Source organism: Rhizobium sp. WYCCWR10014 (assembly GCF_001657485.1).
GTDB lineage: Bacteria > Pseudomonadota > Alphaproteobacteria > Rhizobiales > Rhizobiaceae > Rhizobium.
In genome coordinates this window covers 156417-169233 of sequence record NZ_LXFU01000030.1, presented here as the reverse complement: position 1 = coordinate 169233, position 12817 = coordinate 156417, and the positions used below count along the sequence as shown (strand labels likewise).

Genomic DNA, 12817 nt, shown 5'->3' with positions numbered 1-12817 from the left:
TCCACGGCGGCGGAGGCCTCGCCGACCAGAGCGAAAACCGTTTAGCCTTTACTAGGCTGGCTCGGTCGATCGCAGACAGGAGTTGGGTCATTTGCCGGTTGCTCGTCAGGTGACGTCGACAGCGCCGCCTTTCAGAGCGCGACGCTCGCGTGGAACGAATAGCGGCTCGGGACGTTTGGCAGCGCGAACCAGAGGAGAATATCATGGGAAGTACTGCAGACAAGATTAGGGGAAAGACGAACGAAGTCGCCGGCAAGGCACGGCAGGCAGCGGGCAAAGCGGTCGGTAATCATGAGGAGCAGGCCAAGGGCGCCATTCAGGAAGTCAAAGGCAAGGCCCAGGTTGCAAAAGGCGACGCCAAGGATGCCGTTAAGAAGGTTGTCGATAAGGCGTGACCGCGTTCCAGCATTCGAGATCCCCGTATGCCCGCGCTGGTCGCGGGCTTTAGGAAAGAGATTCCCATGAAGCTCGCAGCATTCGCCGCAGCAGCGGTCCTTGTCAGCCTTCTACCGGAAATCGCATCAGCGCAGGCGGTCGAGGACCCCGTTGTCAATGCCTGCAAGAATACCGGTCTGCTCGCCCTCCAGGAGCGTTCGCCGGATATTACTGATCTGGTCATGGACATGGAAAGCCTTGCGATCAGCAAAGCCGATACCAAGGTCGAGGACGTGGCAATAAAGACAGTGATCCTCGGGGAAGCCTATATCGCCCGAAAGGAAAAGACGGGAAAACCGGACAGATTCGTATGCCTGCTCGGCGACAAGGGAAAAGTACTGCTGACGTTCTTTACCGCACAGTAGCACCGGCGAAATGTACGACTGAGGACGCACGCGGCGCGATCACGGTTGAGACGCCGGACAGGGGCGCCAACCCACCTGAGAAGCGTCGCTGCGGAGGCGAAAGCCGTCGATAAAGCCGGTGAGGTCGAGAAAGCCGACAAAAGGGAGTGCCGAAGCCTTCCCAAGCAATGCAGGAAGGCACCATTCGCTGAGGCGTATGTGACGTCGCGCACCAAATCTAAGGTGATAGAATGGCCTTCGATGGCTTCGAACTGAAAAAGGTTCACGTCGACGCGGGCGAGATTCAGCTTCGCGTGGGAGGAAGCGGTCCCGCTCTTCTTCTCCTGCACGGGCACCCGCGAACCCATATGACCTGGGGGAGAGTAGCCGATATTCTCGCGCCATTGTTTACCGTCGCCTGCCCGGACGTCCCTGGCTTCGGCCAGTCCTACATACCGCCAGACGCACCTGACAGCCGCTATTCGTCCAAACAGGCGAAGGCAGCGGCTCTTGTGGAACTGATGCGACGGATGGGGCATGACGATTTCTTTCTGGTTGGACATGACCGTGGCAGCTTGACGGCCTTCCGAATGGCGATGAACCATGGGGACGCGGTCCGGAAACTTATCGTCATAGACGGCCTACCGGTCCTCGAACATCTCGAGCGGGCCGACTGGAAGTTCGCTCGAGACTGGTACCATTGGTTCTTCTTCGCACAGCCGGATCAGCCCGAGCGCGTAATCTCAGCCGATCCCGGCGCATGGTACGATAAGCTTTCGCCAGATCTTATGGGGCAAGAGGCATACGCTGACATTCACAAGGCCATCCATCGGCCCGAAACCGTCCATGGGATGATCGAGGACTACCGCGCCGGCATTCGCATCGACCATATTCATGACAAGGCTGATCGCGACGCGGGCAGGAAGATCGGCTGTCCAATGCTTTGCCTCTGGTCGCTCCGTGATGACCTCGAACAGATCTACGGCGATCCGGTAGCGATCTGGAAGGACTGGGCGATCGACGTAAGCGGATTTGGCATCGATAGCGGGCACCATGTGGCGGAGGAAAACCCTGTCGCTCTGGCCAAAGCAATCGTCAATTTTCTAACGAAATAGTGTCGATGTCCTGGTTGGCCGGCGTGACGGCCCTGTCGCGGCGGAATGACTTCAAGCGTTCGGCATATTCCGAACATCCGGCCGGTCTGCTGGGCTGGCCGAAGTCGTCCCTTCGCGGGCGACTTCGCTATACCTCACGTTGCTGGTATGCCTGACCTCCACTAAGCGGGCGACGTGCAGCCCACGTTGCCCGTTGAAGGATTTCAGCACGCTCCTAGATCTCATCGCTGAGAGGAGTTCAACATGGATGGATGGCAGGTTGGGCCGGTGGTCGCGGTGGTTTCCGAGACTGTCCGGCGATGGTTCGAGTTCTACGAGGTCCCGCTCGACGAAAGAGCGTCCGACACGCTCTGCAGCGCGGCGATCAGTCTTTATGGTGACGGTTATCAGACAGTCGATGATATCGCCACCATGCTAATTGGGACATATGTCGGTATCTGGGCCACGCGGATCAACGCCCCAACATCGGCGGCTGTCCATTAGACTAAGCCATATGCGGCCGGGCACTGAAACACACTTTCGGTGCTTGCCTAACGGCATCTTGAAACTGATGGCATCTTCGTGGTCTTTTTGATCAGCTCGCTTCATGCCGGTTCGCTTCCAAACCAATAGCCATTAATTCAGATTTTATTAAACATGTAAGCGGATCCTAAAACGAGGGGGCAACACTCCCGCGTCGAGCCGCGTTAGGCGATCACATTTAGTGGGGATCGAACTTATGGCCGTTTTTCTCGTCGTCGAAGACGAGCCGTTAATCCGCTTTCTCTTATCGGATGAACTCGTGGATGCGGGTCATACCGTCATCGAAGCCGCTAGCGCTTTGGAAGCCGTCGCAGTGCTTGGGAGATGCGATCATTTGGACGGTATGATTACCGATGTCGACATGCCGGGCGGATTGAGTGGACTTGACCTGATGAGGCTGGTGAGATCCACGCGACCCGAGACGAGCGTATGGGTCGCATCGGGCCGCGATGTCCGCTCGCAGATTGACCCCGGCGTTTTCTTCTTGCCCAAGCCATACGACTACCGCGAACTGGCTTATCTTGTCTCCGAACGCGCTCACGTAAAACAAGTGCTCGCGACGGACCAGCAGCGAACCGGCTGAACGTCTTCGAGAGACCTCCTCCAGCCACGCTAGGTCCCGACTACTTCTTTCGAAACGGCGCCAGAGCCGCAGCCAGGCCGGCTTCCTGGTAGGGTTTGCCGAGAAGTACAGCGTCAGAGATCAACTGGTGGCCATCGACCTGCGGAATGCCGATCGCCCCCGAGGAGAAGACAATCCCCAGTTCTGGTTGTCGACGCCGACACGCTACAGCGAGATCGGCGCCGGACATACCGGGCAGTCCATGGTCCGTCATCAGCACATCGACGTCTTCCTCTTCGAGGACCGAAAGAGCTTCTTCCGCGCTCGTAGCCTCGAAGACCACATGGCCCAAAGTTTCCAGCATATCGGTCGTGCTCACCAGGATGAGCGGTTCGTCCTCGACCAGCAGGATGCGTAGTGGGGAAGTGAACGAGGCCGTCGCAAGGGTTTCGGCGGCGGACACTGCTTGCGGCGGTGGGAACGAAGCCGGTTGGGCCGCCGCCTGGCGGTTGCCGAGGACGTACCGCACCTTTCGCGCCAAGGCTTCGCGCGTATACGGCTTGCTCAGGAGTTCGATCCCCTCGTCCAGACGTCCGCCATGGACGATGGCGTTGTCGGTGTAGCCGGAGGTGAACAGGACGGCGATGTGCGGCAAGCGCTCCTTGGCTTTCCGTGCCAGTTCAGGGCTGCGCAATGGCCCAGGCATGACGACGTCCGTGAACAAAAGATCGATCGGGACACCACTGTCGATGACCGCAAGCCCGGTTTGGGCATCGGCAGCGCGCAGGACCTTGTAGCCGAGGTCAGTCAGCAGTTCGATGACCGTTGCGCGAACCTCTTCGTCGTCCTCGACGACAAGCACGGTTTCGGTCCCGCCAACGACCGGCCCAGTGTCCATATCGACGGCAAGATCCTCCTGTTGGCGCGATCGTGGCAGGTAGATGCGTATGGTCGTCCCCTCTCCAGGTTCGCTGTAGATCTTGATGTGTCCTTCGGATTGTTTCACCAAACCCCAGACCATGCTGAGGCCAAGGCCCGTTCCCTTGCCAGCTGCCTTCGTCGTGAAGAACGGTTCGAATGCCTGCTCTATGATCTCCGGCGTCATACCCGAACCGGTGTCAGTCACCGCCAACATTACATATTGCCCAGCCGCCACGTCCGCGTGTCTTGCAGCATAGGCGTCATCGAGCGACGCATTGCCTGCTTCGATGGTCAGCTTGCCGTGCCCCTCCATGGCATCGCGCGCATTGATGGCAAGGTTGAGGAGCGCGTTCTCGACCTGGCTAGGGTCGACAAGCGTATTCCACAAACCGCCCGAAACAACAGTCTCGATCTCGATCCCTTCACCAATTGCGCGTCGGAGCATGTCGTCAAAGCCGCGGATCAACCGGCCGAGGTTGACCACTTTCGGCTCCAGTGCCTGTCGCCGCCCAAAGGCTAGAAGCTGTGACGCAAGTTTCGACCCACGCGTGACGCCGGCAAGGGCATTTTGCAGGCGCTGCTGTGCCTTCTCATGGACGACCATGTCTTTGGACAACAGCTGGAGGTTCCCGCCGATCACCTGTAGCAAGTTATTGAAGTCGTGGGCCACCCCGCCCGTCAACTTTCCGACAGCTTCCAGCTTTTGCGATTGGCGAAGCTGCTCCTCGGCTTGTCGCAGGGTTTCGGCCTGCTCTTTCGCAGCGGTCACGTCTCGAGCAACGGCATAGATGAGGTCGCCCTCCGGCACTGCAGTCCAGGACAGCCACTTGTAGGTCCCATCGGCGCATCGGAGACGGTTTTCGAAGTTAGGCGTGATTCCGCCGCTCGCGAGATGGTTGATCTCATTTCTGGTTTTCGCCTGGTCTTCGGGATGTTCGAGCCACTCGGATGTTTTGCCGATAATTTCGTCGGTCTGCCAACCGAGCGTTGACGTCCAGGCGGGATTGATGCTGAGCCATACGCCATTGCGATCTGCAACACCAAGAAGGTCACGGCTCAAGTTCCAGGTACGGTCGCGCTCCTGCGTCCTCTCCGCCACCGTGGCTTCGAGATTCTCGTTGAGATGGGAGAGCCGTGCTTCACTCTTTCGCAGAGCTTCCTCGGTTCTGACCCGCTCGGCGATCTCTTTCTGAGCCGCCTTGTAAAGACGGGCATTGTCGATGGCGATCGCCGCCTGTGCCGCTATGCCCGACAGCAGCCGCTCGGCGCGCTCCGTGAAAATCCCCGTCTCCGAGTGTCCGAAGAACAACCCACCAAGTACCTCACCCGATCGGGAGATTACCGGAGCAGCGAGATAGCTGCAGACCGGTAAGTGCCCTTTCGGCATGCCCTGGTGAGGGGCATTCTTGCCGTAGCGTGGATCTTTGGTGATATCATCGGATCGGACTATCCCTTCTCCAGCGAAGGTCGGACCGAACACCGCCGTGTTACGCGGCATGGGGAAAGACGAAAATGCTTCACGCGGCACGCCCGAGAGCGTGTAGAGCATGTAGCTTTCACCCTTGTCATCAAGGACGTTGTAGAAGAACGAGCCAAACTGCGCACCGGTCAGTTCGGTTGCCGCATCGGTGACAGCCTGAACGGCCTGATCAAGATCGAGTTCGGCTGCAATGACGCTGCCGACGCGGTTGAGCGTTTCCAATGAGCGCGCTTCTTCGCGCAGGCGCTCGCCCATCTCGCGCCTGACCTTCATCATTCCAAGTGCCGCGGCGACTCGAGCAGCCAGTTCTCGGGCGGAAAACGGCTTGACGAGATAATCATCGGCGCCGGCACTCAAACCCTCGACACTGGCTTCCTCGCCGGCACGCGCTGACAAAACGATGATCGGAATGTCGGCAAGCTCGGGTTCGCGGCGAATGGCCTGTATCAAACCGAATCCATCGAGCCGCGGCATCATCACGTCGGACAGGACCAAATCAGGTCTCCTTGTCCGAATGGCCTCAAGCGCGGCCTGGCCGTCGTTGGCTGTTTCGACCTCATAGTCTGCACTCAGCAGACGGCGGACATAATCGCGCATGTCGGCGTTGTCGTCTGCAAGGAGAATTCGCTGTCGGGCACGTGAACCAATTCCGGCCGCTGCAGGACGATCCAGTCGATCGTCACCAACCTCTGGCTGATCGGGAAGCCACTTGAGCGCCTCATCGACAAAAGCGCCAGCCTGAACTGCCGTGGAGGCGAACGCCCGGCCCGCCTGCAATCTATCCTGGGGCAGATGCTGCGATCCCTTAGGGATCGTGACCGTAAATGCTGAGCCGCGGCCTTCTTCACTGGTGACATCGATGGTCCCGCCATGCAGTTTGACCAGCTCCTGAACCAGGGCCAGACCAATTCCACTGCCTTCGAAGCTGCGGCCCTTGGCACCCTCTACGCGGTGGAATCTCTCGAAGAGCCGGGGAAGCTCAAGCGCCGGAATACCGGTGCCGCTGTCCTCTACGACCAGCAGGGCCGCTTCGTCACCGTAAGTCAAGCCAACGCGAATCTCGCCCTCGAACGTAAATTTAAAGGCATTGGAAAGGAGGTTGAGAACGATCTTCTCCCACATGTCGCGATCGACGAACACGTGCTCCGGCGAAGGCGCGCATTCGAGGACGAGTTTGAGACCCGCCTTTTCCGTGAGCGATCGAAAGTTGCTGGCGAGTTCAGCCGTCATCTTACTGAGATCAGTCGGCTCGAAGCTAGCCTGCGTGCGCCCTGCCTCTATTCGTGAGAAGTCGAGCAACGAGTTGACCAGCTTCAGCAGCCGCATGCCGTTGCGGTGTACGACCTCCAGTCGGGCCTGCATTTCTGAATCCTCGCGTACGTCCGCGAGCGCCTCCTCAAGCGGCCCGAGCATCAATGTAAGGGGTGTGCGGAATTCATGGCTGACATTTGAAAAGAACGTCGTCTTCGCCCGGTCCAACTCCGCCAACGCCTCCGACCGACGACGCTCTTCTTCATAGGCTTGGGCGTTGGCCACCGAGCCGGCGATCTGGCCTGCGACCAATTGCAAAAAGCTACGGTACGCGTCGTCGAACAGACGATACGGGTTAAGGCCAATGATTAGGGCACCGGCTCTTCCCGTATCACCCGTCGGCATGACCGGAATGACTGCAGCGTCTGTTGGTGGAACGCGCCACTTGCCAGCTGGAAGATCTGGACCAGCCTTCCGGGAGAGGCCGGGGACGAACACCGGACATTGAGACCGCAAGGCCTGCTCGATCGGCCATACCGAACTCTCAGCGAGATCAATAGTCGTTGGAAAATTCGATTGCCCGACCTCAATGCCGGAGGTCGCGACGAGTTCGGCGACGCGTCCGTCAGGGCCGGTCATATAAAGCAAGGCAAAGGGCACGTCGTAGGCATTCATAGTGATTGCCGCGGCTCCGCGTTCGCACGCGTCCCGCCAGGTCCGCGCGTCCGAAGAGCTAGTTGCCAGTTCCCGGAGCAGAGCAAGCTGCCGCTCGCCGATAACGCGCTGCGTGTCGTCGGTGTTGGCACAGATGATACCGCCTGGCGTGCCGTCGTCGTCAGGGATCGGCGTGTAGGAAAACGTGTAATACGTTTCCTCAGGATAGCCGTTGCGCTCCATGATAAGCAGCTGCTCTTCGACGTAAGTGCCTTCGTGGCCGCTCGTCGCGGTCGCAAGCATCGGTCCGATATCGGCCCAGATTTCCCGCCAGACGTCGGCGGTGGGTTTTCCAAGCGCCCAAGGGTGCTTCCCACCGATGATGGACTTGTACGAGTCGTTATAGAAGTAGACCAACGCATCGCCCCAGCCGATCCAAATCGGCTGGCGAGACAGAAGCATGATCCGAACTGCAGTCTTCAGACTCTGTGGCCATTGGTGTGCTGGACCAAGCGGGCTTGCCGTCCAATCGTGGGCTCGCATGAGTGCACCCATTTCGCCCCCGCCGGACAAAAAGTCCAACTCAGGCTGAAATGAGGGCGAAGTCACCGCGATGGAATTGTCGCTCAACTGAAGCTCCTTTGCACTCACCAACGGTTATCGGAAACCGACAGCGCGTACTTATCTATCCGGCATGCTTCCTTATGGAAGATGTCACGCTGAAAATACTCGCGTTTTTATTTTGTTCTCGGTCGACTGCGAGAGCCGGCTGTTACCTACGATAAAACAGCAGACACGGCTGGCGCGGAGGTGGAGGGAGGTCGTTTGTTGCTACAGGTCAGCTTGGATCCTCCGCAATCGAAACCACGAGCATCCCAGTGTCAGCAAGACTACGATGATAGCGATCGCACTGCGGGTCGACTTCCGTGCCCGGGATCAGGAAAACGGACCACATTCTCGTTATCGGGCAGCGGCGTGTAGGAGGTCGCCATCATCATGTTCGCCACATGTAACACCGAAGGAATACGACTGACCGTTTGACGCTGGGGTCGATATGGGCAGCCGCGCAATCCCCGCCCCAAGCCGGAGAGCAAATCCCCATCCGAGGGATGAAGAGCCTGATGGAGGAAGGTCAACCTTGATCGGAACGGCCACTAAGGCGAGCACCTCCGATCCGACGAAGATAGCAGGTCGGACCTGAGGGGAGCCGCATCACTCTTGCCACACCACGGCTGATGTGCTGAAGGCGTCTTGGAGTGGCGCTAGCTGCTACGGGAACCGACCTTAAGGCTCTCAAAGGCGGTAAGAAGCACATCGTCACGCGGGCATGCAACCAAGGGGGCGGGGACATCTCGACTCAGTCGAAGAGGGGGCTTGTGCAGCCCGCTGCTTGAGGCCGCCGCGGCGATGCCTGATCTGGGTCGGTACGGGTTTGGGGGAGAAGGATCCGACCCATCACATGTGCCTGCGCGATGCTGAGAACAACGCAGCCGTTTATTGGCTTGATAAAGCCGGAGGCCGGGTGACAAGGCCACATGAAAATTTTTCGGTGCGGATCTTGAATCCGAAATTCTCAAAAACCAAATCGATTGCCGCCAGCCGCTAAAGAAGGGCTGGCCTTGCTGGAGACGCCGTCTTTCGGCGCTTCCGTACCATGTTGCTTCAAGGAGGATATGGCTATGGCAACATCTTACGATTATGCACCTCTCTACCGTTCAAGTGTCGGGTTCGACCGGGTCTTCCACCTTCTCGAAAACGCACAGCGCGCCCGCTCGATCAGCGACTGGCCGCCCTATGACATCATCAAGACGGGCGATGACAGTTATCGGATTTCGATTGCGGTGGCGGGTTTTACCCAAAACGATCTCGACATCACCTTCCAATCCAATCTTCTGACCGTCACAGGCAAGAAGCAGGAATCAGCGAATGAAGGCTACCTGCATCGCGGCATCGCCGGCCGGCCGTTCGAACATCGGTTCGAACTTGCCGACCACGTCAGGGTGAGTGGGGCGGAGCTGGGCAATGGTCTTCTTTCGATCGACCTCGTTCGCGAGATCCCAGAGGAACTGAAGCCGCGGAAAATCTCCATCCAGAGCGCTCCCGCACTAAATCCTGCTGCTCCCGCGCAGATCGAAGCGCAGAAGGCGGCTTGACCGCGTCGTTCGCAGAACAAGGGCGCCGTGGCTACGGCGCCCTTCATTCGGGGTTAGGAAGGAGAGAGCGATGAAACCCGATATGTTCGAACAGCCTGTTTGCATTTTTGTCGGCCTAGGATTTCCGACTGAGGTTCCTAGCGTGATGGACGCCTACCGGCATCTCCTCGAGTGGCCGGCTTCACTGAGAGACGCGGCGCACTCGGTCGCAGTCAAGGCATGCAGTGCCGCATTGCGCGGCGAGATCGAAGCAGAGACCGCGCGGGGCATGTTTGTCGCCTTTGCCGAGAAACACGATCTTCTCGCACCTGAAAACAATCTGATCGCCGCGTCCCGTCTGCGAAGTGACAGGGATCCACACGTTCGTTGAGGTAATCCGATGATGCACAACCTGCTGCAGCAGGCCGCCGGCCATGCGATGGCGATAGGTCCCGCGGTTCTGGTTCATGGCATGCAGCTTAAGCGCCCGATCGACGTGGTAAGAGAGCCATCCCTTTCTGTCGATGATAAGCGCACTATCTTAGCGGCCTGGGCGTCGGACTTTTACGCAGTCGAGTCAAAACCCGCCCTCCGTCAGGTGCCGGGTACCTTAGAGCCAGTTTCGATCGATGAGGTGCAGTCTGCTCTCAAAGAACTCGACCGGCGATACGGGATCTGATGAAATGCCAGTCAGGCGTCCGCTTGATCGAACTGGCGTGTTGAGTGACATGCCTTCTTGGAACACGCGCTTACGGGTGACAAACGCGTGAGGTGTCCTACTTCAGAAATGACAGTGCGACGACGACCGCATCAGACCGAAAAATCACAGGGCTGAGCCCCCGTACGACACAGGACCCAGCCCATAGATTTTCCTCGTCCGTGAAACGTCCAGCTTTACGAGGACAGCTTATCTGACTGCCTGGTCGTGAAGACGCCGATCAATTGTTGTGGGCCGCACAGGCTTCATCCATGGGGGTGGCGTTGCTCGTGCCGCCCTGCGTCTGGAGATTGGCGGAGTTATTGACCGGATTGGGGCACTTGGTCTTGTCCATCGTAGTGCCGCTAGTCGTGGAGTTCGTGGTGGTAGAATCCGTTGCCATCGGCTTTTTGGCCTTGGTGTCGGTGGTCGCGCCACCACCCTGATCGGCTTGGTTCTTGTCGATCGTTGCGCCGGCCGGCGCTGGGTTTGACTGGGCGAAAGCGGATGTGGCCATGCCGATAGCTAAGAGCGAAGCTGCTACGAGTTTCATGCGCATTTTAAGTCCTCCTTGGTGTCTTTGGGTGTTTACCCATCCAGAACCTCGTTCTTGGATCATTGTTCCGCTGCTGCCGACATATGCGCTGCCGCGTTCGAGAGCGATCACGCGGTCAACAATCGAGGTCTTTAATAGGCCGCATCGAGCTTCCGTCTGAGAGCCCGTTCCTGTTCATAGGATTTATGCGGGAAATGTTCGAAACACCACCAGCGGGTCGGCACAACCGCAGAAGGCTGTTGCCACAGTCGCCCCATTCCGTGCTTCGCTGATCGGCTGCTCTCGCATATCCGTTCTCCAAATATCATTTTCAGATTGGCGGCCGCCTCGCCGATGTTTTTATTATGTTCGCAGAGAGACACCAGAGTGGCGCTTTTAGGTAGGCCTGTCTCGATGATTTTGCCGCCCGCGGCGCTCCACGAAATTCCGCAACCAAGTGTCTGATTTCGCACCCGGTTACGAAGACAGGGTTTGCGATTTAGCCACCTGGCCGAGCCGGTCCGCCACGGGCTCAAGGGCTGAACTCAGCTCGGCATCCACTTCTGTCAGCTGCATCAGGTGGCGTCGAGATTGCGTGGTTTCATCAGGAGGTTCGATGGACGAAGGGACAGTTTCCTGATCGAATTTCGACCTGTTCAATCGCTGTGGATCTCGACCGGTTGCCGTTGTCGACACGAGACGATGCCAGTGTTGTCTCAGGCGCAGGCACTTCTCGAGCGCAAGTCGAACCACGAAAGATGGTGGCCCGCAGAGTTCCATGTTGGCTGCATGTTTGAAGCTAGCGACGGACCGTCTTCGCAGCCAGCGGAGAGACTTCGACCGCTCAGTGTAGTTCGAAGTCAATTCCTGCATCGAAGCTTGCTGCTCGGTAGCGGGCACGGTAATTTGTTGTTTCGCAAATGCGATTGAAAACCCTCATCCACCTCGTAAGATTTCCGACCGTAACGAAGTGGGCGCGCGATATTCCGACCAAAGGAAACCGTTATCAAGCGGTTCAGCACCTGCTTGGAAGTGCCTGCATCGTTTCCAAACGTGGTGGTTAGCTTCGGCTATGGGGCGCTTCTGATCCCGAGAAGGTAGCGAGTTCGTCCATGCCTGACCAGACCCACACTTTGAAGCAGTTGGCACAGGGCCGTCGGCCAATCCGGATTGGCTTCTTTCTCGTTCCCGACTTCCCTCTAATGACCTTTGCGGCTGCGCTTGATTCCCTCCGACAGGGAAATCGCTTGGCCAAACAAAGGATATTCGACTGGAAAATCCTGTCAGCAGACGGCGGGCATGTGAAATCCAGCAGCGGCTTGGGCTTCGACGCCGATGCTGCGATCGCTCGGGCTCCGCGTTGCGATATCGTCATTCTTTGCGCCGGGCTCAATTTTGCAGACGCCTATGATGCCAGTGTGTTTGCCTGGTTAAGGCGCATCTATTCCGAGGGATGCGTGCTCGGAGCGGTCAGCACGGCCGTATTCTTTCTCGCAAAGGCAAGGTTGCTGGAAGGACGGCGTTGTGCCGTTCATTGGGAATCACTGGCCAGCTTTCGCAGTGAGTTTCCGAATTGTCTCGCCACCGACGACATTTTCGCTATTGACGGACGCTTTCTGACCTCGTCGGGCGGTACGGTCACGCTTGACATGATGCTCTACCTGATCTCCGCCGTCGAGGGAAGGGAACTGGCCGCTCTTATTTCCGATCAGTTCAACCATGCCCGGATCAGGCGCCAGGACGACGTCCAGCGGATGTCGCCGGAAGATCGTTTCGGCATCAGGAATACCAAGCTCGCATTTGTGGTCCGCCGCATGGAGGCAAGTCTTGGCGATCCCGTCGAGATTTCAGACCTCGCCGACAGCGTTGCACTTTCGCTGAGGCAGCTCGAGCGGCTGTTTCACGCCAATCTCGGCAAGAGTCCCACCAACTTCTACATCGAGCTTCGTATGACGCGTGCGCGCGAACTCCTCGTCTACACGGAATTGGCGATCGGTGAGATCGCTGAAATCTGCGGTTATCGGTCGGCTTCCCACTTCGGTCGCTCGTATCGCACGCGATTTCGCGAGAGCCCTGCTGCCACCAGAAAGGCGGAAAAACGACGGGAGGAGACAATCGCCTGAACAATGTCGATCCACGCAGAAAAGATGTCGGATCGCTGCATGTCAC

11 protein-coding genes are annotated in these 12817 nt (G+C 58.2%); 9 read left to right on the top strand and 2 right to left on the bottom strand.

What is annotated here, in order from left to right:
• The first annotated feature begins 203 nt into the window (after positions 1 to 203).
• The 5 genes from A6U98_RS11570 to A6U98_RS11550 all read left to right on the top strand — a co-directional run bounded on the left by A6U98_RS11570 (position 204) and on the right by A6U98_RS11550 (position 2999).
• A complete protein-coding gene (locus tag A6U98_RS11570) occupies positions 204 to 395 on the top strand; it encodes a CsbD family protein (protein WP_064649896.1) in 192 nt (63 codons plus the stop codon).
• A gap of 66 nt (positions 396 to 461) precedes the next feature.
• Positions 462 to 800, top strand: coding sequence for a hypothetical protein (locus tag A6U98_RS11565; RefSeq protein ID WP_064649895.1), 339 nt, complete (start codon positions 462 to 464; stop codon positions 798 to 800).
• 230 nt (positions 801 to 1030) lie between these two features.
• On the top strand, positions 1031 to 1894 hold the full coding sequence (locus A6U98_RS11560) for an alpha/beta hydrolase (RefSeq protein ID WP_064649894.1): 864 nt from the start codon (positions 1031 to 1033) through the stop codon (positions 1892 to 1894).
• A gap of 243 nt (positions 1895 to 2137) precedes the next feature.
• On the top strand, positions 2138 to 2377 hold the full coding sequence (locus tag A6U98_RS11555; protein ID WP_064649893.1) for a hypothetical protein: 240 nt from the start codon (positions 2138 to 2140) through the stop codon (positions 2375 to 2377).
• A 235-nt stretch (positions 2378 to 2612) separates the two neighbouring features.
• Positions 2613 to 2999, top strand: coding sequence for a response regulator (locus tag A6U98_RS11550; RefSeq protein ID WP_064649892.1), 387 nt, complete (start codon positions 2613 to 2615; stop codon positions 2997 to 2999).
• Between the two features lie 40 nt (positions 3000 to 3039).
• On the opposite strand, the gene A6U98_RS37615 is transcribed toward A6U98_RS11550, so the two are convergent.
• Positions 3040 to 7914, bottom strand: a complete 4875-nt coding sequence (locus tag A6U98_RS37615; protein ID WP_245304513.1) for a response regulator — start codon at positions 7912 to 7914, stop codon at positions 3040 to 3042.
• Positions 7915 to 8963: 1049 nt separating this feature from the next.
• On the opposite strand from A6U98_RS37615, the gene A6U98_RS11540 reads away from it, so the two are divergent.
• The 3 genes from A6U98_RS11540 (at position 8964) to A6U98_RS11530 (ending at position 10095) form a co-directional block, all read left to right on the top strand.
• Positions 8964 to 9437, top strand: a complete 474-nt coding sequence (locus A6U98_RS11540) for an Hsp20 family protein (RefSeq protein WP_064649890.1) — start codon at positions 8964 to 8966, stop codon at positions 9435 to 9437.
• A 70-nt stretch (positions 9438 to 9507) separates the two neighbouring features.
• Positions 9508 to 9807 (top strand): DUF982 domain-containing protein, encoded by a 300-nt coding sequence (locus tag A6U98_RS11535; RefSeq protein WP_064649889.1) that lies wholly within the window; start codon positions 9508 to 9510, stop codon positions 9805 to 9807.
• A gap of 9 nt (positions 9808 to 9816) precedes the next feature.
• Positions 9817 to 10095, top strand: coding sequence for a hypothetical protein (locus tag A6U98_RS11530; protein WP_064649888.1), 279 nt, complete (start codon positions 9817 to 9819; stop codon positions 10093 to 10095).
• A 259-nt stretch (positions 10096 to 10354) separates the two neighbouring features.
• On the opposite strand, the gene A6U98_RS11525 is transcribed toward A6U98_RS11530, so the two are convergent.
• A complete protein-coding gene (locus A6U98_RS11525) occupies positions 10355 to 10672 on the bottom strand; it encodes a hypothetical protein (protein WP_064649887.1) in 318 nt (105 codons plus the stop codon).
• Between the two features lie 1223 nt (positions 10673 to 11895).
• On the opposite strand from A6U98_RS11525, the gene A6U98_RS11520 reads away from it, so the two are divergent.
• Positions 11896 to 12771, top strand: a complete 876-nt coding sequence (locus tag A6U98_RS11520; protein ID WP_245304512.1) for a GlxA family transcriptional regulator — start codon at positions 11896 to 11898, stop codon at positions 12769 to 12771.
• Positions 12772 to 12817 lie beyond the last annotated feature (46 nt).